The 21,119-nt window shown below is 64.2% G+C and carries 21 protein-coding genes and 1 riboswitch; of the genes, 13 read left to right on the top strand and 8 right to left on the bottom strand.

What is annotated here, in order from left to right; translation table 11 throughout:
- Nucleotides 1–257 precede the first annotated feature (257 nt).
- Together ACX80B_RS11925 and ACX80B_RS11920 are read left to right on the top strand one after the other, a co-directional pair.
- Nucleotides 258–1,973, top strand: coding sequence for a sodium:solute symporter family protein (locus tag ACX80B_RS11925; RefSeq protein WP_459296739.1), 1,716 nt, complete (start codon nucleotides 258–260; stop codon nucleotides 1,971–1,973).
- A gap of 10 nt (nucleotides 1,974–1,983) precedes the next feature.
- A complete protein-coding gene (locus ACX80B_RS11920; protein ID WP_459296357.1) occupies nucleotides 1,984–2,115 on the top strand; it encodes a putative transporter small subunit in 132 nt (43 codons plus the stop codon).
- Between the two features lie 2 nt (nucleotides 2,116–2,117).
- Here ACX80B_RS11920 and ACX80B_RS11915 read toward each other — a convergent pair whose 3' ends face one another.
- From ACX80B_RS11915 to ACX80B_RS11905, 3 genes are all read right to left on the bottom strand, one after another.
- On the bottom strand, nucleotides 2,118–3,092 hold the full coding sequence (locus ACX80B_RS11915) for a DNA-methyltransferase (protein WP_459296355.1): 975 nt from the start codon (nucleotides 3,090–3,092) through the stop codon (nucleotides 2,118–2,120).
- Nucleotides 3,093–3,104: 12 nt separating this feature from the next.
- Entirely contained in the window at nucleotides 3,105–4,790 is a 1,686-nt protein-coding gene (locus ACX80B_RS11910; protein WP_459296353.1) for a DEAD/DEAH box helicase, read from the bottom strand.
- Between the two features lie 393 nt (nucleotides 4,791–5,183).
- Nucleotides 5,184–6,635: an RNB domain-containing ribonuclease gene (locus ACX80B_RS11905; protein WP_459296351.1), complete on the bottom strand. Its 1,452-nt coding sequence runs from the start codon at nucleotides 6,633–6,635 to the stop codon at nucleotides 5,184–5,186.
- An 86-nt stretch (nucleotides 6,636–6,721) separates the two neighbouring features.
- Between ACX80B_RS11905 and ACX80B_RS11900 the strand changes: the two genes are divergently transcribed.
- Nucleotides 6,722–7,426, top strand: coding sequence for a ferritin-like fold-containing protein (locus tag ACX80B_RS11900; protein WP_459296349.1), 705 nt, complete (start codon nucleotides 6,722–6,724; stop codon nucleotides 7,424–7,426).
- 22 nt (nucleotides 7,427–7,448) lie between these two features.
- Here ACX80B_RS11900 and thiE read toward each other — a convergent pair whose 3' ends face one another.
- On the bottom strand, nucleotides 7,449–8,132 hold the full coding sequence (thiE, locus tag ACX80B_RS11895) for a thiamine phosphate synthase (RefSeq protein WP_459296347.1): 684 nt from the start codon (nucleotides 8,130–8,132) through the stop codon (nucleotides 7,449–7,451).
- An 11-nt stretch (nucleotides 8,133–8,143) separates the two neighbouring features.
- A riboswitch (TPP riboswitch) is annotated at nucleotides 8,144–8,279 on the top strand.
- Here thiE and ACX80B_RS11890 point away from each other — a divergent pair.
- From ACX80B_RS11890 to ACX80B_RS11875, 4 genes are all read left to right on the top strand, one after another.
- A complete protein-coding gene (locus ACX80B_RS11890; protein WP_459296345.1) occupies nucleotides 8,271–9,563 on the top strand; it encodes an FAD-dependent oxidoreductase in 1,293 nt (430 codons plus the stop codon). Its footprint overlaps the riboswitch before it by 9 nt.
- A gap of 20 nt (nucleotides 9,564–9,583) precedes the next feature.
- Nucleotides 9,584–9,820: a sulfur carrier protein ThiS gene (gene thiS, locus ACX80B_RS11885; protein WP_459296737.1), complete on the top strand. Its 237-nt coding sequence runs from the start codon at nucleotides 9,584–9,586 to the stop codon at nucleotides 9,818–9,820.
- Between the two features lie 3 nt (nucleotides 9,821–9,823).
- A complete protein-coding gene (locus tag ACX80B_RS11880; RefSeq protein WP_459296343.1) occupies nucleotides 9,824–10,594 on the top strand; it encodes a thiazole synthase in 771 nt (256 codons plus the stop codon).
- Between the two features lie 16 nt (nucleotides 10,595–10,610).
- A complete protein-coding gene (locus ACX80B_RS11875; protein WP_459296341.1) occupies nucleotides 10,611–10,946 on the top strand; it encodes a 4a-hydroxytetrahydrobiopterin dehydratase in 336 nt (111 codons plus the stop codon).
- A gap of 46 nt (nucleotides 10,947–10,992) precedes the next feature.
- On the opposite strand, the gene ACX80B_RS11870 is transcribed toward ACX80B_RS11875, so the two are convergent.
- From ACX80B_RS11870 to ACX80B_RS11860, 3 genes are read right to left on the bottom strand one after another with little or no spacing between them, the layout of a single operon-like run.
- Complete coding sequence (locus ACX80B_RS11870) at nucleotides 10,993–11,298, bottom strand: hypothetical protein (RefSeq protein WP_459296339.1); 306 nt, start codon at nucleotides 11,296–11,298, stop codon at nucleotides 10,993–10,995.
- 51 nt (nucleotides 11,299–11,349) lie between these two features.
- Complete coding sequence (locus ACX80B_RS11865; RefSeq protein WP_459296337.1) at nucleotides 11,350–11,574, bottom strand: DUF3107 domain-containing protein; 225 nt, start codon at nucleotides 11,572–11,574, stop codon at nucleotides 11,350–11,352.
- A gap of 60 nt (nucleotides 11,575–11,634) precedes the next feature.
- Nucleotides 11,635–12,267 carry a TetR/AcrR family transcriptional regulator gene (locus tag ACX80B_RS11860; protein ID WP_459296335.1) on the bottom strand — a complete coding sequence of 211 codons (633 nt, stop codon included), beginning with the start codon at nucleotides 12,265–12,267 and terminating at the stop codon, nucleotides 11,635–11,637.
- Nucleotides 12,268–12,426: 159 nt separating this feature from the next.
- On the opposite strand from ACX80B_RS11860, the gene moeZ reads away from it, so the two are divergent.
- Nucleotides 12,427–13,611, top strand: a complete 1,185-nt coding sequence (gene moeZ, locus ACX80B_RS11855) for an adenylyltransferase/sulfurtransferase MoeZ (protein WP_459296735.1) — start codon at nucleotides 12,427–12,429, stop codon at nucleotides 13,609–13,611.
- Between the two features lie 223 nt (nucleotides 13,612–13,834).
- On the opposite strand, the gene ACX80B_RS11850 is transcribed toward moeZ, so the two are convergent.
- Complete coding sequence (locus tag ACX80B_RS11850) at nucleotides 13,835–15,301, bottom strand: glutamyl-tRNA reductase (protein WP_459296333.1); 1,467 nt, start codon at nucleotides 15,299–15,301, stop codon at nucleotides 13,835–13,837.
- A gap of 149 nt (nucleotides 15,302–15,450) precedes the next feature.
- Between ACX80B_RS11850 and hemE the strand changes: the two genes are divergently transcribed.
- From hemE to hemC, 5 genes are all read left to right on the top strand, one after another.
- Nucleotides 15,451–16,512 (top strand): uroporphyrinogen decarboxylase, encoded by a 1,062-nt coding sequence (gene hemE, locus ACX80B_RS11845; RefSeq protein ID WP_459296331.1) that lies wholly within the window; start codon nucleotides 15,451–15,453, stop codon nucleotides 16,510–16,512.
- Complete coding sequence (gene hemG, locus ACX80B_RS11840; protein WP_459296329.1) at nucleotides 16,512–18,080, top strand: protoporphyrinogen oxidase; 1,569 nt, start codon at nucleotides 16,512–16,514, stop codon at nucleotides 18,078–18,080. The genes hemE and hemG overlap by 1 nt, the downstream gene beginning before the upstream one ends.
- A gap of 101 nt (nucleotides 18,081–18,181) precedes the next feature.
- The gene (hemQ, locus tag ACX80B_RS11835) at nucleotides 18,182–18,904 is read left to right on the top strand and encodes a hydrogen peroxide-dependent heme synthase (protein ID WP_459296327.1); all 723 of its coding nucleotides are present in this window, start codon (nucleotides 18,182–18,184) and stop codon (nucleotides 18,902–18,904) included.
- 56 nt (nucleotides 18,905–18,960) lie between these two features.
- Nucleotides 18,961–20,175, top strand: a complete 1,215-nt coding sequence (locus tag ACX80B_RS11830) for a ferrochelatase (RefSeq protein WP_459296733.1) — start codon at nucleotides 18,961–18,963, stop codon at nucleotides 20,173–20,175.
- A 1-nt stretch (nucleotide 20,176) separates the two neighbouring features.
- Complete coding sequence (gene hemC / locus ACX80B_RS11825; protein WP_459296325.1) at nucleotides 20,177–21,118, top strand: hydroxymethylbilane synthase; 942 nt, start codon at nucleotides 20,177–20,179, stop codon at nucleotides 21,116–21,118.
- The last annotated feature ends 1 nt before the right edge of the window (nucleotide 21,119 follow it).

The raw sequence follows: 21,119 nt of genomic DNA, 5'->3' as shown, positions 1-21,119 counted from the left end.
GCCGGGGAACGGTGAAGACTGCAGCGTCCCGGATCCCGTACCGGGTGGATATCACCCTATTTGCTGGCGGTTGGCAGGCCACAGCCTCCCCGCCGATATGCCGCTGGATGCGGCATGACCACGTGCGAATCGAATGGTCTGCGGGATCGACGCGTTTTGAGCCCGACGACGGGCCCATCCTCCGCGCCCGGAAACGTTTGGGGGACAGCCCGGTGGAGGCTGGGCGCGACTACGTCGAGTCGCAGGCGCTGCTCGGCATGACGGAGAGGAAGAAAGTGTCTGAAGACGCTGGACTTTATCAACTGAGCGGATGGGCGGTTGTCCTTCTGCTGATCGCCATTTATGGCGGCAGTTTCCTGATGTCGACCTTGATTGGCCGGAAAAAAGAAAACGCGGACGGCTACATGACGGCGGGAAACAAGATCGGATTCGGCATTTCCGCCGCCAGCATGACCGCGACCTGGATCTGGGCTTCATCAATGTATGCCTCTGCGACGGCCGGCTACACATATGGCATCTCCGGGCCGATCCACTACGGGCTGTGGGGCGCCCTGATGATCCTGTTCATTTACCCCTTTGGCAAGCGCATCCGTGCGGTCGCGCCCAAAGCGCACACACTGGCAGAGGTCATGCATGCCCGCCACGGCCGCTCAAGCCAGTTGATGCTGGCCGGTTCCAACATCGTCGGCAGCGTCATCAGCCTGACATCGAATTTCATCGCCGGCGGCGCCTTGGTCTCGTTGCTTTCGCCCTACAGCTTCACTCAGGGCGTGATCGTAGTTGCTGCCGGTGTGCTGCTGTACACTTTGTGGTCCGGATTCCGCGCCTCGGTGCTCACCGACTTCGCCCAGGTCGTCGCGATGCTGGGTGCCGTCGTCGTCATCATTCCCGTGGTGTTCTTCATTGCCGGCGGACCGGCCATGTTCACCGAGGGAGCCTCAAACCTGACTCCAGCACAGTCGAACTTTTTCTCCAGCGACGCATTCCTCAACCAGGGTGCTCCGTACATTGCGGCGGTGCTGGCCTACGCCATCGGTAACCAGACGATCGCCCAGCGGCTGTTCGCGGTGCGCGAGGACCTGATCAAGAAGACCTTCGTGACGGCGACCATCGGCTACGGTGCCACGGTCATTGGTATCGGCATGCTCGGCGTGATGGCACTGTACCTGGGCATGGAACCGGTTGGCGGGAACGTCAACAACCTGATCCCGCAGATGGCTTCGACCTTCCTCGGCCCGGTCCTGCTCTGCCTGTTCTTCGTCATGATCCTTGGCGCGTTGTCCTCCACCGCCGACTCGGACCTGGCGGCGCTATCGTCGATCATGATGGCGGATGTCTATGGCAAGAACGTGGCCAAGAAGGCCAGCCCGAAGACCATGTTGATGGTCGGCCGGATCACGATGATCCTTGCAACGGCCGCAGCCCTGGTATTCGCCAGTGGGCAGATGGATATCCTGGACCTGCTGGTCTTTGTTGGCGCTCTCTGGGGTGCACTGGTCTTCCCGGTCATCGCGAGTTTCTACTGGGAGAAGGTCACCAATAAGGCGTTTACGACGTCGGTCATTGTCGCCTTGGCTGTCTTCATCCCGGTCCGTTTCTCCTGGTTCCCGATGACCGGAGCCACCGGAATCATCTTCGACATCATCTCCGTGGTGGGGATCGGCGTCGTGCTCGGCTTGATGTCCTTCGGGTTCTTCGGGCTCAAGCCCGCCAAGATCATCGGCGCCATAGCGGCTCTGGTATCAGCACCGTTCGTGATCGGATTCCTGCACGACTACACCGTGCTGACCGGGTCACTCGTCGCCTATGCCGTAAGCACCGTGGTGTGCTACGCCATGTCGGTGCGGAGCGGGCAGTCCTTCGACTTCGCCCTGATCAAACAGCGCGTTGGCGATTACGATCCGCAGACCGACGAGGATGCACAGTCCCCAGACGACGACGTCGACAGTTCAGCTGTCACGGCCGGAAGGTAGGAAAATCATTATGGAAACGTTCTTTCTCACCCTGTACGTATTGATGTGGCCGGTGATAGTCGCCGGTGTGCTGTGGACGCTCTGCAAGGGCTTCGTCAAAGACTGGTTGCAATCCCGGAAGGAAGGCAGAAGCATCATTTAGCGTCAGTCGTCCTCGGCGGCGGCCACGTGGGCCACCCCGCCGAGGCGCTTCCGCATCACGTCGATTGCCTGTGGGTTCTGGTCGACGCAGACGAACCGGCGTCCCAGCGCCGCGGCGACTGCCCCGAAGGTTCCGGAGCCGGCGAAGAAGTCCAGCACCCAATCGTCCTCCCGGGAGCTGGCGGCAACAATCCGGCGCAGTAAACCTTCCGGCTTTTGCGTCGCGTAGCCGGTTTTTTCCTTGCCGGTGGGGGAGACGATGGTGTGCCACCAGACGTCCGTGGGGAGCTTTCCCCGGGCTGCCTTCTCCGCCGTCACCAAACCGGGGGCCATATACGGCTCCCGGTCGACGGCGGCGTTGTCGAAGTGGTACGACGACGGGTTCTTCACATATACGAGAATGTTGTCGTGCTTGGCCGGCCAGCGGCTTTTCGCCCGGGCGCCATAGTCGTAGGCCCAGATGATTTCGTTCAGGAAGCATTCCCGGCCGAAGAGCATGTCCAGCAGGACCTTGGCGTAGTGCACCTCGCGGTAGTCCAGGTGCAGGTACAGGGTGCCATCGTCGGCGAGCAGCCGCCAGGCCTCAGCCAACCGCGGTTCGAGGAACGCCCAGTAATCGGCGAACGTGTCGTCATAGTGCGACAACGTGCCCTTTACCGTGGCGTAGGACCTGCCCTGGAAACCGACGCGGTCACCGTTCTCGCTGCGCACCATGGTGGTTTGCTGGCGGCGCTGGGACCGGCCGGTGTTGAAGGGCGGATCAATATAGATGAGCGTGAAGGCGCCGTCCGGAAGGGTCGGCAGGTATTCGGCATTGTCTGCTTGGACAACCAGGTTGCCCCCGTCCGGACGCCACGACGCACCTCCGGGGAACCCGCCGTCGGACCGCTGACCGCCGTCTAACCGCTGACCACCATCGATCTGTGGCCCGGCATCCCCGGGGCGGCCGGGCTCCACATCCTGGCTGGTTTCGCTCATCGCCCGGCGGCGCTAGCTGCCGTTGTTATCGTTGCGCACGACCGTCTCACCGTTACGGGTGCGGCGGCGGCTGCGGTTACGGCGCGTTCCGGCGGGCTTGGACTCGCCGTCGTTCTTGTTCTGGTTGCCCTCGGCGGTGCTGTTGGAACCGCCGGATGAACGGCGACGGCGGCTGCCGCCGTTGCGTCCCTCACCGGAGCTGCGGCCTTCGCCTGAACCGCGTCCTTCACGGGAGCCGTGGCCGCCGCCCGAACTGCGTCCGCCACCGGAACGTCCACGGTCTCCGCCGCGGGAGCCGGAACCGGAGGCATTGCGCTTGCCGGTTTCGCCCAGGTCCTCGACCTCTTCGGCGCCGAGGCCGGCATGTGTGCGCTTGCTCCGCGGCAGCCGGCCCTTGGTTCCCTCCGGAATGTCCAGGTCCGTGTACAGGTGCGGCGAGGACGAGTACGTCTCCACCGGCTCCGGAACATCCAGCCCAAGAGCCTTATTGATCAGGCCCCAGCGCGGAATATCGTCCCAGTCCACGAAGGTGACCGCGATACCTTTGTTGCCGGCGCGGCCGGTGCGGCCGACGCGGTGCAGATAGGTCTTCTCATCCTCGGGGCACTGCAGGTTGATCACGTGCGTGACGTCGGTGACGTCGATACCGCGGGCGGCGACGTCGGTGGCCACCAGCACGTCGACCTTGTTGCCACGGAAGGCCCGCAGTGCCTGCTCGCGTGCGCCCTGGCCGAGGTCGCCGTGGATGGCGCCGGCGGCGAAACCGCGGGAAACGAGTTCATCGCTTAGTTTCGCTGCGGAGCGCTTGGTCTTGGTGAAGATGATGGTCCGGCCACGGCCTTCGGACTGCAGGATGCGGGCAACGACCTCATCCTTGTCGAGCGAGTGCGCACGGTAGATCACCTGGCGGGTGTTCTTGACCGTGAGGCCCTCATCGTCCGCGGAGGCGGCCCGGATGTGGGTCGGCTGGCTCATGTAACGGCGGGCCATGGACACGACCGCACCGGGCATGGTGGCCGAGAACAGCATCGTCTGCCGTACTTCAGGAACCGCGGAGAGCAGCGTTTCGACGTCGGGCAGGAAGCCAAGGTCCAGCATCTCGTCGGCCTCGTCCAGTACGACCGTCTTGACGTTCTTCAACGACAGGTGCTTCTGCTTGAACAGGTCGATCAGGCGTCCCGGCGTTCCGACGACGACCTCAACGCCCTTGGTCAGCGATTCGATCTGCGGTTCGTAGGCACGTCCGCCGTAGATGGTGGCGATCCGGGCATCGCGCTTGCGCGAAGCGGTCTGCAGGTCGTTGGCAACCTGCACGGCGAGCTCGCGGGTGGGTACGACGACGAGCGCCTGCGGTGCTCCCGGCGTCGGCAGCTTGTCAAAGCCCTCGTCCTTGCGGCCGATCACGCGCTGCAGAACGGGGATGCCGAAGCCGAGCGTCTTACCGGTTCCGGTCTTGGCCTGGCCGATGATGTCGTGGCCGCCGAGGGCGACCGGCAGCGTCATTGCCTGGATGGGGAAGGGATGGGTGATTCCGGCGTCGGACAGCGACTCGACGATGTCGGCGCGGACGTTGAAGTCGGCGAAAGACTGCTCCGGGATTTCGTGGGGTGTTTCGTCGGTGCTCAGCGATTCCTCGGTTTCGAGGATTTCCGAACCGCTGTCATCGGTCAGAGCGTGTTCTGTTTTCATTTCACTCACGTAAAAGTTTTCCTTAGTTCGTGTCAGGCGCCGTGCGCGGCATCAGCTCTACGTTTCCTGCGGCATGGTCGCCGGCGGGCGGAACGGAGCGTCAGTCACGGGCGCGTCCAGTGGAAGCCGATCGCGGGCTTACAACTGCTTGCTGGTCTCGATGGAACCAGCGAAAGAGATTCAAGATCGCGTACGCGGTTCAATGCGGGAGCCGGTTCTGATACCGCTCCGCACTGGGTATGGCAGGTCGGGGTTCACTTCAATTCAAAACGACCGGGCATCCATATACCCATCCAGTCTACCTTGTTCCGGCAACTATCGTTTGCAGGCGGATCTCAGCGTGGTTCGCGGGCGCAGCCAACGAGGTGCGCGGGCCGGGGGCAAGCGTCATACGCGGGCCGGTCAGCCGGCGTCGACCGTCTTGAACAGAACTACCCGTTTCGCGATGTCGGCGCTGACGAGTTCGGCCCTGATCGTCGTACCGGTGGTCAGTTTTCCCTCGCAGCGGGCAGTCACCGGCGGTTCCTTGATCTGGATAGTCCCGGAGGTGCCGTTGCGGGTGGAAATGACGACGGCGTCGAACATGTCCCCGACGAAGCTGCTCATCACCGCTGCCTCGACGGCATTGAGCGACTCCCGCTCGACCCGCGACGTCAGCTGATCCGAGGACGCCATCATCGACGGCAACTCCGGTAATGCCTGCCGTGCCCATTCCGGAATTTCCTTCTCATTCGCTATCGCCTCGCAGATCGGCAGCACGAACCGATCCACCAGCCGGCGCAACGGTGCCGTTGCATGTGCGTAGGGTGCGGCGACGGCGGCCTGGACACTCTCCCGGGGCGCCGCGCCGTCGAAGGGCGTGTAACCGGCGCCGCGGAACAGCGTGGCGGCGGCAAACATCAACGCCAGCTGCTTCGGATCCGAGGTGTCGAGCGCGCGCAGGTACTCCCCATAGGGAATGTCCTCCGGCCAAGGATTTCCAAGGGCCCTGGTCTGCTGGCGGTATTCGGAAACGGCATCAGCCTGTGGGGGAGGCATGGTGCGCAGGATGCCGACATTGCCGTCAAGCATTAGCCCGGCCGCGGCCATTCCGGTCAGCAGCGAAATCTGCGCGTTCCAGTTCTCCACCTCGAACGGAGGACGCGCATTGATCAGGTACCTGTGTCCGTCGTGTTCGACTTCCTGCTCGGGCAAGGCCAGGCTGGCGCCGCCGCGTGCGCGCTCGAGGGCGATCCGCGCAATGCCTACTTCCTTGAGCAGGTTGAGCGATTCCGGCGCGGTGCCGGCGTCGATATCCTTCTGGACTTCCTCATAGGTTAGCTGTGCCGTGCTCTGGATCCTGGCACGCTGCAACGCCGTCGCAGTCAGCCGGCCCCCGCCGTCGAGGTCGAATTCCCAGACGTAAGCCGGGCGGATCTGGTTGGGCAGCAGGGACGCCGCGTCTTCGCCGATGACCTCGGGGTGCAGCGGAATCCGGCTGTCCGGAGCGTAGATGGTCTGGCCGCGGCGCCGGGTTTCGACGTCGAGCGCACTGCCCGGCCGGACGAAAGCGGGAACGTCGGCGATGGCGTAGTAGACCTTGTAGCCGGACCCGGCCCGCTCGATGAGTACCGCCTGGTCCAGGTCGGTGGACCCGGGCGGGTCGATCGTAACGAACGGCAGCTCGGTGTAGTCGGGCTCCGGCATGGTGTGCGCCTTGACGGCTTCCTTCGCCTGCGTTAGCACCTCATCGCTGAAATCTGCAGGCAGCTCAAGTTCGACCCGTAGATCCGCAAGCGACCGGGCCAGTTCGTCCTGGGCCGCGCCCCTGGTCTTGTCGGCGGCCGAGGTCAAATCAATATGTGAATAAGGCACGGAATCAACGTTAGTCGTTGCCTTTCGATAACGCCCATCGAATTTACCGAAAACTTACGTGTCCTACTCCCCGGTACGCTTAAGCCATGCAACCAACCCCCGCCGTTCCGGAACAGTTCCCAACGGCCGATCCGGACCGCTACCGTAGTTTCCTGCTGGAGCTGCTCGGAGTGATGGCCTACGGGGAACTGTCTGCTTTTGAGCGGCTCTCCTCGGATGCCCGGTTTTCGCCTACACTGACCGATCGGGCGACGCTCGGGCAGCGGGCTGTTTCAGAGTTTCTGCATTACGAACTGATCGCCGCACATCTGGAAGCGATGGAGGCCGATGTGGAGGACACCATGCGCCCCTTTGTGGTCTCCATTGACGCGTTTCATGACCGTACCCGGCCGGCCGACTGGTACGAGTCGATCATGAAGGCCTATGTCATTGACGCGATTTCTGCGGATTTTTACCGGGCGCTGTCCCGGCACCTCGACCCTGCAACGCAGAAGGTCATTGCGGAAGTCCAGGTTTCCGAGGACCAGTCAACGGTGTTGATGAACCGGCTGAAGCAGGCGCTGGCAGAGCATCCCAAACTTCCGTCCAGGTTGGCGCTTTGGGGCAGGCGGCTCGTCGGTGAAGCGCTGACTCAGGCTCAGCGGCTCGGGATTGAACGGGCTTTTTTGGAAGGGCTGATTGGCGATCCTAACGACGCCGACGCTGCCAGCACGGACAGGGTTTCCAAACTGTTCTCGAATCTGACCCGGGCGCATTCGCGGCGGATGAATCTGCTTGGTCTGACTGCCTAACCTCAGAGCTGCTGGAATGTCCTCACGGCAAGGCGTCTTTCAGTTCCCGTGCGGCGGCAGCCGGGTCATCGGCTTCGGCGACGGCGCGGACGACGACGATCCTGCGGGCGCCGGCGTCGACCACCTCCCCAACGTTGGTCCGGTCGATCCCACCGATGGCGAACCACGGGCGCTCCAGGGACGAGGCGGCAACCTGGTCGGCGGCGTACCGCACCAGGTCCAGCCCGACGGCGGCACGACCGGGCTTTGTCGGCGTCGCCCAGACCGGTCCAGTGCAGAAATAGTCCAGCCCCTCGGTGCTGATCGCGGCGCTGACCTGCTGCTCGCTATGGGTGGACAGACCGATGATGGGGGCGTCCCCGAGCAGCTGCCTCGCGGCAGAGACCGGCAGATCGCCCTGGCCGGCATGGAACACCGGAGCGCCGGCCAATGACGTGATGTCGACCCGGTCGTTGGCCGAGAACAATTTGCCGTGCCGCCGGGCCGCCTCGCGGAGCACCGCGAAGTACTCGAGTTCCTCCGCGGCCTCTATGTTCTTGTCCCGAAGCTGGATGATGTCGACGCCACCGGTGTAGGCGGCGTCGACAAACCCGGCAAAGTCATTCCGTTCACGGCGTGCGTCGGTGCAGACATACAACTGTGCAGCGGCGAGCTTTTCCCGGATCAGTCCGGCGTCGGAAATGGTGGGCGCGTAAACGGAAGGCATACGCTTTAGACTAATAGAACCACGGGAGCCGGTTCCGCCAATGCTGCAGATGCTGCAGGACGGACAGAAGGCTGAGAGGGCGTCCAGCGCCGACCGTACGAACCTGAACCGGTTAGTCCCGGCGTAGGAAGGATTTCAATGACGGCAATGCGCCCTCCGTTCCGGCACGTGGCAGTGGTCGGCGGCGGCATCATCGGCTTGGCTATCGCCTGGGAGGCGACACGCCGGGGACACCGGGTGACGCTCATCGACCCGGATCCGGCATCCGGCGCCACCTACGCGGCGGCGGGCATGCTCGCCCCCATCAGCGAACTGCACTACCGGGAAGAATCACTCCTGAACCTGACGCTGGCGTCGGCATGGATGTACCGGAAGTTCACGCGTGACGTTGAAGACGTGTCCGGACTCGACACCGGTTATCTGGCCGCCGGGACTCTGGCGGCGGGAGTGGACGTGGCGGACCGGCAGGCGCTCGCGGACCTCCGTGCGGCGCAGCTCGAACTGGGGCTGGAGGTACAGGGGCTCAGTACCCGCGAGGCCAGGCGGATGGAGCCGATGCTGGGGCCGCAACTAACCGGCGCTTTCCTCATCCCGGATGACCATCAGGTGGACCCGCGCGCTTTGGCCGCTGCCTTGCAGTCCGCACTTCAGACCGAGGCGCGGGTCGGGATTGTCCGTACTGCCGCCGTCGGGCTCCTCTACGGCAATGCGGACGACGGCGGAATCACCAGGGGTGCGGTCCGCCACGGAGAAGGCACTTGCGCGATGGACGACGGCGACGACGGCGGCCCGGTCACCGGTGTGCGACTCGCTGATGACAGTTGCATCTACGCCGACGAGGTGGTGCTCGCCAACGGCCTTGGCGCTGCCGGACTCGATGGATTGCCCGATGGGCTGGAGCTGCCACTGCGGCCCGTCTACGGCGACATTCTTCGGCTGCGGGTTCCGCTCCAGCTTCGGCCGCTCGTGACCCGCACCGTCCGGGCCGTTGTCCGCGGGGTCCCCGTGTACGTTGTCCCGAGAAGCGACGGGACGGTGGTTATCGGTGCCACACAGCGGGAAGACGGATCCGGCGCACTGTCGGCGGGCGGCGTGTATCAACTGCTGCGCGACGCCCAAACGGTGGTGCCCGCGGTGGCGGAGCTGGAGTTGCTCGAGGCGGTCTGCCGTGCACGTCCAGGAACACCGGATAACGCGCCGTTGCTGGGCAGATGCCGTCAATCGGACGGCGCCGACGTGCCCGGTCTCATCGTCGCCACCGGGTTCTTCCGGCACGGGGTGTTGCTGGCACCTGTCACGGCCGCGATCTGCGCCGACCTGCTCGACGGCGTTGTGCCGGATATCGACATCGAACCGTACCGTCCGGACCGGTTCCACCGCGGAAGCACCGTTCCCGACAGCCCTTCCCACCTGCAAAGGAGCCAAGCATGACGACGGTCGAACAAGGAACGATGAACATCACCCTCAACGGACAGGCGCACGCGGCGGAGCAGCCCATCCGGCTGAGCGCGCTGGTGGAGCAACTGACCGGACGCCGGCTCAACCACGACGGACAGCCGGCCGATGGACGGCGGCTGGGCATCGCCGTCGCACATAATTCCGAGGTGGTGCCGCGGAAGCAGTGGGCAACCACCGGGATCAACGAAGGCGACGACGTCGAAATAGTCACCGCCGTGCAGGGAGGCTAGGACATGGACGATCCGCTGATGATTGACGGCGTCGCGCTCGGTTCGCGGCTGATCATGGGAACCGGCGGGGCACCGAGTCTGGATGGGCTGGGCGCCGCGCTCGCAGCTTCCGGCACGGAACTGACGACAGTGGCGATGCGCCGCTACAGCCCGGAGGTTGGCGGGTCGCTGTTCGCGCTCCTCGAGGAGCAGCGGATCCGGGTGCTGCCCAATACGGCTGGCTGCTTCACCGCCCGCGACGCCGTGGTGACGGCCGAACTGGCGCGCGAGGCCCTGGAAACAGACTGGGTGAAGCTGGAAGTGATTGCCGATGAGCAGACGCTGTTGCCAGACCCGCTGGAACTGGCCGAGGCAACCGAAACCCTCGTGGCGAGGGGCTTCAAGGTCTTCGCCTACACCAATGACGACCCGGTCCTGGCCCGCAGGCTGGAGCAGCTTGGCGTCGTTGCCGTCATGCCTTTGGGCGCACCGATCGGAACAGGCCTGGGGATTCTGAATCCGCACAATATCGAGCTCATCGTTTCCCGGGCGGAGGTGCCGGTGGTGCTCGACGCCGGGATCGGAACTGCCTCCGACGCCGCCCTGGCAATGGAGTTGGGATGCGATGCCGTGCTGCTGGCCACCGCCGTCACCCGGGCCCAGGATCCGGTGAAAATGGCCACGGCCTTCAAGCATGCGGTGGCCGCAGGTAGGCTGGCATCACAGGCGGGCAGGATTCCCCGGCGGCAACATGCATTGGCTTCGTCGGCTATGGAAGGACGCCCGGATTTGTAGAGCCGAAGGAGCTGCCATGAGTGCCAAGGATGAACTCAGCCGGGACGATATCGATGCCGCCCTGCGGAAGCTGCCGGACTGGCGGTACAAGTCCGGCGGCCTGCATACCGTATTCAAGGCGGGTTCAGCCCGGGGTGCCCTGGATCTGATTGCCCGCATCGGGGATCTGGCCGAGGAGCAGAACCACCATCCGGATGTGGACTGGCGCTACAACAAGGTGCTCGTTTCCCTGACCTCGCACGATGCCGGTACGGTCGTCACTTCGCGCGATGTGTCCGCGGCGGAGGCGATCAGTTCGGCGGCCGCAGATACGGGTGCTGAAGCAAAGCCGGATCAGACGCAGACAGGCTGAGCACCATAAGCGCTCCAATCAGCGCGGTTCGATTCGCCATCCAAGTTCAGCGGGCCTGAAGTGTCCCGCTGAACCGCTCCGTGTCCGCGGCTGCACGCCGGTGGCCGAGCACAATGACGGCCGTGATGGTAACGGCGGTACCGATCACCATGGGCAACAACCAGCTCAGCCAATAGATCCCCGGTGTGTAACTGAGCCCGAAGGCAACCAGAATGATCCAGAGGAGCAGGCCGGTCGCCACGGCGATGCCGGACGGGAGCAGCAATCCGTAACGGCTGCGCCGCTTGTCAACGCCGCGGATGGCAAAACCCACGCAGGCGTTGACAAGCAGAATGGCAAGAAGCGCGACCATCAGTCATCTCCTTAGGCGCCGCAACACCTACCGGGAAGAATTTTCCCAGCTCTAGAGTGCGCCGAAGCCGATCTTGCGTTGTTCCTCGGCGCCGATTTCGACGTACCCCAGAACGTTCGAGGGAACGATAACGAGCCGGCCCTTCGCATCCGTCAGCCGCAATTCGGTTCCACCGTTCATGGCCTTGGCGATGATGTCAGCCACGTCGTCCGCGGTTTCGGCGGATTCGATAACAATCTCGCGTCCAACGTTCTGTATGCCGATCTTGATTTCCACTGCTGATGCCTCCTGATAAGTGTCGAAACCTGCGTTTAAACCTACTGTAAAGCGGACGGGTCACGTCTCTTTGGGAAACCGGCTGATTCCGCGCCAAGCTAAACGGTAAATCAGCTCGCTGGCCACTTCCAGGTCCAGATTCTTGTCCGTTTCCAACCAGTAACGGGCGCTGACCTGCGCCATCCCCGCCAGCGCCCGGCCGAGAAGGGTGGCTTCCTCATGCGAGAGTTGCGTGTCTTCGGCGATGACGCGGGCGATGGCGTCGGCATACTTCGCGTTGAATGCCTCGAGCCTCGCGCTGACCTCTGGGTCATTGTTTAGATCCGACTCGAACACCAGCCGGTGCGCCTGGTCGTCCTTGGCGATGAATTGGAAATAGGCATGCATGGTCGCGTGCACACGCTGCTTGTTATCCGTCGTCGAGTTCAAGGCGTCGACGAGCAGCTCCGTGAAGGAGGCAAGGTGATTGTCCAGCAGCGCCAAATACAACTCGCGCTTGCCCGGAAAGTGTTGATACAGCACAGGCTTGCTGACGTGCGCCGTCTCGGCGATCTCGTCCATTGCGGCCCCGTGGTACCCATTGGCGACGAAAACGTCGTGCGCCGCACGCAGCAACTGCCGACGTCGTTCATCACGGGGGAGCCTGGCGGACCGTCCCGGCGTCGGGCTCTGTGCTGAACTCAATTGCTGCATGCCTTTCGACGGCTAAATACCGGAAGTTCCGGCGTCGTACTCCATTCCAGCTTAGCGGTCGGCCATAATTGATGAGGACAGGCGAACGGTTTGCGGCTGCGCGCGCCGGTCGGGCGGGACCGCAGCCGCAATGGCAATGGAACGGACACGTTGGTGGCAATGGCTCAACAGGAACAGCAACTTCCGCCCCTGGTCGAACCGGGGCCGGAACTGAGCGTGGAGGAGATCGAGCGCTATTCGCGGCACCTGATCATTCCCGAGGTCGGCATGGTCGGCCAGCGACGGCTGAAGAACGCGAAGGTCTTGGTGATCGGCGCCGGCGGGCTGGGATCGCCGTCGTTGCTGTACCTGGCGGCGGCCGGCGTGGGGACCATCGGCATTATTGACGACGACGTCGTGGACACCTCGAATCTGCAGCGCCAGGTTATTCACGGGGTTTCCGACGTCGGCCGGCTGAAGGCTGAATCCGCGCGGGAAGCGATTGCCGACCTGAATCCGCTCGTCAGCGTGCAGCTGCACCCGGTCCGGCTGGATTCGTCGAACGCGTTGGAGATCTTCTCCGGTTACGACCTGATCCTCGACGGGACCGACAACTTCGCAACGCGGTATCTCGTCAATGACGCCGCCGCGATTCTGGGCAAGCCGTACGTCTGGGGATCGATTTACCGTTTCGACGGGCAGATTTCGGTGTTCTGGGAGAAGTACGGGCCGAACTACCGCGACCTCTATCCGGAAGCGCCGCCGCCCGGGAGCGTGCCTTCCTGTGCCGAGGGCGGCGTGCTGGGGATGCTCTGCGCGTCGGTCGGATCGGTGATGGTGACCGAGGCGATCAAGCTGATTACCGGCATCGGGCAGACCCTGCTGGGGAGGCTGATGATCTACGATTCGCTTGCGCTGACGTGGCGGGAAGTGAGAGTGCGCAAGGACCCGGATGCGGAGCCCATCACCGAATTGGTGGACTACGAGGCGTTCTGCGGGATCCTTCCGGCGGGTGCGGCAAGTGCTGCCGATGGGTCTGCCATTTCGGTGCGCGAGCTGGCTGACATGCTGGCTTCGCGGGAGCGGGGCCAGGCCGAATTCGAGCTGATCGATGTCCGGGAGCCGGGCGAGTACGGAATAGTCAGCATTCCCGGGTCCGTGCTGGTGCCCAAGGGGCGCATTGTCGACGGCGACGGGCTGGCACCGTTCGCGGGCAAGCAACTCGTATTCCACTGCAAGACCGGTGTCCGCTCGGCGGAGGCCCTTGCCGCGGCCAAGAAGTCCGGCTTCGAGACGGCTGTCCACGTCGATGGGGGAGTCGTGGCCTGGGTGGAGCAGATCGAGCCGGCGAAGCCCACCTACTAGCGAAACTTGCGTGCTAGGTGGGGATACCGCACGGGGAAGAGCTCATCCGTGGGTGCGATACGGGATTGGGAAATTGAGTGGGCACTAGTGGTTGTTTTGAGCCGTCGTAACAACCATTAGTGCCCACCCAATCGTCACAGGAGGCGGCTGACGCTTGGGAGGCGGCTTCGCGCCTGGAGGTACGAGGTCTGACCGCGCCCCACCCGCATCTGAAAGTGCGAGGTCAGGCGGATTCTTCGCGCAGGGGCAGCGACACCGGGCAGGAATCCATACCGGAACCGTCCGACGCCACGTAGCCGGCCCAATCGGAATCGTCACCGTGGGGCCCTCCGCCTGCAGCGGACCGACCGGCAGTTGCGCCAGCACCGGACCGGCCGGCAGCACCGGACGCCACCGCTTGCTCCGAAGTCTTTTCGGCCCGCGGAGCGGCAGCAGGTTCGTCGACCTCAATGCCGTACAGGGCCTCGAGCGCCGCAATGTAGGTGTCCTGGTCCCCGTTGGCAGCCAGCTCGCGTCCACGGACCGTCGGGATATGCAGCAGCTGCTTGACCATCCGGCGCAACGCGAATTCGACCTCTTCGCCCGCCGCAGTGCAACCATGCTGTGACCGCACCCGCTCAAGTTCGACGTCGAGCACGTTATGCGTGTGCTTGCGCAGCGCGACAATTGCGGCGTCCACGGTCCGGGACTTCTGCTGGTGCTCGAACTTCTCTGCCGCTTCGGCCACGATCCGCCGGGCCTTGGCCAGGGAATCCTTTTGCTCCTGCGGGGCGGCGAGGCGGACCGACTCCAGGGTGATCAGTTCAACGCCGGGCACGTCGCCGACGGATGGATCGAAGTCATGAGTGAGCGCCAGATCGATAATGGTCAGGGGCTTATCGGAGCCCTCGCGGACGCGTTCGACGTCGTCTGCATCCACCCGGGTATCACCGCCACTGCAGCCAATCACCACATCGGCGGCGGCCAGCGCGTCCGGCAGGGTCTGGCGGGTCAGCGCCGTACCACCACGCGTGGCCACGAAGGACTCCGCGCGGCCGGAGGCGGAAAATACCGAAACGTCCGTGCAACCGCGCTCGCGCAACAGGGACATGGTTGCGCCTGCGTAGGCGCCGGTGCCGATAATAACGACGTTCTTGCCGGCCCATTCGGGTTCGAGGGCTACGTCGGTGGCAAGCTCAAGCGCGACCGAGACGATGGAGAGCCCGCGCTGGCCCAGGCCGGTCTTCGAGCCGACGTCCTTCGCTGTGCGTGAAGCGGTCTGGAACAGCCGGGTCAGGCTTCCGCTGGCGGTGCCGTTTTCCTGTGCCTCGATCAGCGCCCGGCGCACTTGCCCGGCGATTTCGCGTTCGCCTACAACGGCCGAGTCGAGTCCGGCTCCGACGGAAAACAAATGGCGTGATACGTCGACGCCGGTGTTGACATTGAAGGCGCGCGCCACGATGTGCTTGTCGATGCCGCTGTTGTCGCTGATCTGGCCGAGCAGTGCGGACTTGGCCTCTTCGGCATCATCGCCGGAGGGCAGCTCGCAGTAGATCTCGTAGCGGTTGCATGTCGCGAGGACGACGGCGCCTGAGACGGGGTGGCCGTCGTCGAGTACAGCAGTGGCGACCTCAGAGGAGCCGGCGCTCAGGCGGGCTATGGTCTCGAGGTCCACGTCTGAGTGAGTTGCGACGAGAGAAAGTAGATTCACAGCGCCTCAATCATAACGGGGGTTCACCTTTTCGGACGAATAGGCAACCCTTAATTGGAACCACCAAACGGGTGATTCTTAACACGTTCAGAGTCTGGCATATACCTTTGGTTAACCATGAGGTACATATCTTCGGCAGAATCGACGGCATGACACTTCCATCAGACCATCCGCTCATGGATGGCCGCACGTCCGGCTCGCCGCTGATCACTGCTTACCGCTCCGGAACGCCGTCGCACCGTCCGGTTTGGTTCATGCGTCAAGCCGGCCGTTCGCTGCCGGAGTACCGGGCCGCGCGCGAAGGTACTGAGATGCTCGAAGCCTGCCTGACGCCGGAGCTCGCCGCTGAGATCACACTCCAGCCGGTCCGGCGCCATGACGTGGACGCCGGAATTTTCTTCTCCGACATCGTCATACCGCTCAAGCTGGCCGGCATCGACGTCGACATTAAGCCTGGTGTGGGACCGGTGCTCGGCGCCCCCATCCGCACTGCTGCCGACGTCGCCGCGCTGCCGGAACTGACCGATGAAGTGCTGGAGCCAATCCGCAAGGCTGTGCGGCTGACGGTGGATGAATTAGGTACGACGCCGTTAATCGGCTTTGCCGGGGCACCGTACACCTTGGCTGCCTACATGGTGGAGGGCAAGCCGTCCCGCGACCACCTCGGACCGCGCACTATGATGCACGCCGATCCCGGCACCTGGCAGGCGCTCGCGGTCTGGGCGGCGGAGGCCTCAGGCAAGTTCCTGCGCGCCCAGCTCGAAGCAGGTGCCAGCGCCGCTCAGCTGTTCGATTCCTGGGCAGGTTCGCTCGGTCTGGCCGACTACCAGAACCATGTCGCCCCCGCATCGGCGGCCGCACTCGATCACGTCCGTGGCCTCGGCGCCCCGTTGATCCACTTCGGCACCGGCACCTCGGAACTGCTCGGTGCCATGCGCGACGTCGGCGTGGACGTCCTCGGCGTCGATTACCGGCTGCCGCTGGACGAGGCGAACCGGCGGCTGGGCGGAACGACGCCGCTGCAGGGAAATATCGATCCGGCACTGCTCTCCGCGCCCTGGGAGGTACTCGAAGCCCACGTCCGTGAAGTGCTCGACGCCGGCTCGTCGGCTCCCGGGCACGTGGTCAATCTGGGCCACGGGGTGCCGCCGGAAACCGATCCGGCGGTGCTGACCCGGATCGTGGAACTCGTACATTCAGTGGCGCCGTAGTGCCATACACCAAGCCGCAAACCAAGCTGAGCGCCAAGCCGCACGGCAAGAAACCTGTCCGGCCCACCGCCGTCGTCATTGGTGGAGGTATGGCCGGTTTGATCGCTGCCCGGGAGCTGGCCACGACCGGCATCGAAGTGACGCTTCTCGAAGCGACGGACCGGTTTGGTGGCTGTGTAGGAGTCCATGAAGTCGCCTCCCTGAAGCTGGACAGTGGGGCTGAGTCCTTCGCGACCCGGTCCACCGCCGTCAGCGATCTCGTGCAGGAGCTTGGGCTTGGGGACCGGCTGGTGGAACCGAACCCTGCCGGGGCCTGGGTGCAGTTGCCCGAAGGTGCGTCGCCATTGCCCAAGACCGGGGTGCTGGGAATTCCGGCCGATCCGTGGGAGTCCGAAGTGCGCCTGACCCTCGGATTCTGGGGTGCCTTAAGGGCCAGTCTCGATAGGTGGCTGCCCGCCTCCACCGGGACCAAGTCGGAACTATCCAGCGTCAGCGACCTCGTGCGCGCCAGAATGGGCCAGACCGTCCTGGAACGGTTGGTCACACCGGTCGTGTCGGGAGTGCATTCGGCCGATCCGGCCCTGCTCGATGTGGATATGGTGGCCCCGCGGCTCCGCCGGCTGGTCGCCGAAAAGGGCTCCTTGTCCGCGGCCGTAGCGGAGCTTCGTGCCGGCGCCAAGGCAGGATCGGCCGTCGGGTCTCTGTCAGGCGGCATGTACACGCTTGTCACCGCGCTGGTGGAGGAGCTGAAACAGGCCGGAGTGAAACTCGTAACCGGTACGCCCGTTACGGAGCTGCAGCTCAATGACGCCGCATCCCAGGAGGCGAAAGAAGCACATCCCTGGACCGTGACGGCTGGCGAAAGGACCTGGACGAGCGACGCCGTTGTGGTCGCCACGGACGGTCCAAGAGCGGTCGGGCTGGTTTCGGACGTGGCGCCTGAAATAGCCAACTACGCCCCTAAGCGGGGCCATCAAATCAAGCTCGTGACGCTGGTGCTGGACATGCCGGAACTCGACGCCCCAACCCGTGGGACAGGGATCCTGGTGGCGCCGCAGACTCCGGGCATCCAAGCCAAGGCCCTCACACACGCGACCTCCAAATGGTCCTGGCTCGCCGACGAGGCAGGGCCCGGCACGCACGTCCTGCGGCTGTCCTATGGCCGGATGTCCCAGGGCCCGCAGCACAGTCCTGAAGCTCCCCGGGTCGCGGCCGAGCTGCACGATGCCGGCGACGACGTTAATTCTGAACCGGAAACGGATGCGGAATTGCTCGACGCGGCTGTTTCCGACGCGGCAGCCCTGCTGGGCGTCCATATCACTGAGGCCGATCTGCTCGACAGCGGCATTGTCCGGTGGCAGGGCGCTCTGCCGTTTGCCGCCGTCGGGCATAAAAAGCGGGTGGATGAAGCACGGAAGCTGGCCGGGCAACTGTCCGGTTTCGCGATGGTTGGTTCCTGGCTCGCCGGCACCGGGCTGGCAGCCGTGACCGCCGATGCACGTAAAACCGCCGGTGCACTCGCGGAACAGCTGGCGGAGCGCCTGACGGAACCGCCGGAGCGGTCATGACTGCAGGGTTATGACCGCGCAGTTGTGACTCTAACCACTTCTACATAATGTAGAACCAATTATTTCGACTTTAGCCATCAGCAAGGAGCAGACTGTTAATCATGAGCCACACATTGGATGAATCTGTCACTAAAACCGCTGAACAGCCCGCAAGCGACGAGGCCGGCAGTGTCGCCCAGACCTACACACTCTGGACGGTTTTCAAGCGCACCGACGCCGTGGACCGGTCCGGCGGCGCGGAGACATTCGATCAGCTCACCGCCGAGCTCGCCACGGAACATGTCACCGTCCGCGGCCTCTACGATGTGTCCGCCATGCGCGCCGACGCCGATGTGATGGTGTGGCTGCACGGTCCCAAGGCTGAGGACCTCCAGGCCGGAATCCGCAGGATCCGCCGTCATGAGCTCTTCGCGGGGACAGAGATCGCCTGGTCCGCGATGGGCACGCACCGCGAGGCCGAGTTCGCGAAGAACCATTCACCGGCCTTCTTCCGCGGCGTGAGCCCCGAAGAATGGCTCTGCGTCTACCCCTTCGTCCGCTCCTATGAGTGGTACACGCTGCCCAGCGACGAGCGCGCCAAGATGCTCCGCGACCACGGCATGCTCGGCCGCGACTTCCCGCAGGTGCTTTCCAATACCGTTTCTTCCTTCGCGCTCGGCGATTGGGAATGGATCCTAGGCCTGGAGGCACCGGAGCTGACCGATTTGGTGGACCTGATGCGCCACCTGCGCAACACCGAGGCGCGCCACCACGTCCGTGAGGAAATCCCGTTCTACACCGGCCGCCGGACGGATGCGGCAGGTATTGCAGAGGTGCTCCGGTGAGCATCTCAGAGAGCGACGAGCGCGACAACTTGTCCGACGACGGCGGCGTCCGCGCCATGGACCCAAAGGAGTACGACGCGATATTCCTTGCCTCCTTCGGCGGTCCCGAGGGCCAGGACGATGTCCTTCCGTTTTTGCGCAATGTCACCCGCGGCCGCGGCATTCCGGATGAGCGGCTTGAAGAGGTGTCGCATCATTACCGTGCCAATGGCGGCGTCAGTCCCATTAATGCGCAGAACCGGGCGCTGAAGGCGGCGCTCGAAGCCGAGCTGGCCCGCCGGGGGATCGACCTGCCGGTGCTCTGGGGGAACCGCAACTGGGATCCTTACATCCCGGAAACGCTGAAAAAGGCGTACGACGACGGGCACCGCCGGCTGCTGGCTCTCACCACGAGCGCCTACTCCAGTTACTCCAGCTGCCGCCAGTACCGCGAGGACTTCGGCATGGCGCTGGAGGAGACCGGACTGACCGGAAAGCTCGAGGTCGACAAGGTCCGGCAGTACTTCGACCATCCGGGCTTCGTGGCGCCTTTTGTCGAAGGGGTCAGCGCCGGTGTGGCCGAAATCCGCGGCAAGCTCGCCGGCGGCAGCGCGGTCGAAACGGCTGGCTCCTCCGTTCCAGCCAGTGCCACTTCCGCCGCCGCGGATGTCCATATCCTGTTTTGTACGCACTCCATCCCGACCGCCGATGCCGAAGCGTCCGGTCCGCGCAACCGGGACTTCGTCGAGTCCAGCGCCTATGTCGCCCAGCATCTTGCCGCGGCCGAAGCCATTCTGGAGGCGGCGGGGGAGAGCAAAACTCCGTGGTCACTGGTGTACCAGTCGCGCAGTGGCTCCCCGCACACGCCCTGGCTCGAACCGGATATCAACGACAAGCTCGAGGAGCTCGCGGCCGCGGGGACCAAGGGCGTCGTTATCGTTCCGCTTGGTTTCGTCAGCGACCATATGGAAGTTGTCTGGGACCTGGACACCGAAGCGCTGGACACTTCCTCGGAGCTGGGTCTGGCTGCCGTGCGCGTGCCGACGCCGAGCGTGCATGAAAAGTTCGTGGCCGGGCTTGTCGACCTGGTTTCTGAACGGACGGTACGGAACAATATTTCCGACCGGTCCGCGATGACCGACCTCGGCCCCTGGTATGACGTCTGTACTCCAGGCTGCTGCGCGAACCTCCGGGGTGCCAAGCCGACCATCGCCGGAAGCGACGATGCGGACTTGTCGGCCAGGCAAGGCAGAGCCGCCGGTCAGGGTTGTTCAACCGGGCAGGATGCTTGAGATGAACGCAACCAATTCTGTGCGCTTCGGCACCCGCGGCAGCACGCTCGCCATGACCCAGACTGGCACGGCGGCGGATGAGCTGGCTGAACTCGGCGGTTTCGACGTCGAACTGGTGAAAATCAAGACCGAGGGCGACGTCTTTAAGGGTTCGTTGACGCAGATCGGCGGCACCGGCGTCTTTGTCACGGCCCTTCGCGATGCGCTGTTGCGCGGAGAGTGCGACGTCGCTGTCCACTCGCTCAAGGACCTGCCCACCGTGCCGGCCGACGACCTCGACGTCGCTGCCATTCCGCCTCGCGTGGACTACCGCGATGCCCTATGTGCACGGGACGGTCTGACCTTGGCCGGGCTACCACCCGAGTCGAAGATCGGAACGGGTTCACCCCGCCGGGGAGCGCAGATTCTTGCCGCCCGTCCGGACCTCGAAGTCGTCGATATCCGCGGCAATGTGGAAACACGGTTGGGGAGGGTCGCACCTGGCGACCTCGACGCCGTGGTGCTTGCCGCCGCTGGTTTGGAACGGCTTGGCAAACTCGAAGTGGTCACTGAATTTTTGGATCCTTCGGTCATGCTGCCCGCACCGGCGCAAGGTGCGCTGGCCCTCGAATGCCGTGCCGAAGCCGATCATTCCGGTTCGGCGCTGGCCAAAGCCCTGGCCGCCTACGACCATGAACCGACCCGGCTGTCTGTCACGGCGGAGCGTGCACTGTTGTTCCGACTGGAAGCAGGATGCACGGCACCGATCGGCGCGCTCGGCTCCGTTACCAACGACAGGCTGTTCCTCGAGGCAGTGGTTTGCAACCCGGACGGTTCGCAGATCATCCGCCGGTCGGTGGAAACCGACGATGTCAGCCTGCTGGGAGCGCGTTCGCTCGGCGTGGAGTTGGCGGAGAAGCTGCTGGAAGCTGGCGCGGCAACCCTGACTCCGCTGGCCGAATAGG

The organism is Arthrobacter monumenti (assembly GCF_054511255.1).
Note: the sequence above shows the minus strand (reverse complement) of the source record. Positions and strands in the feature narration are given on the sequence as shown.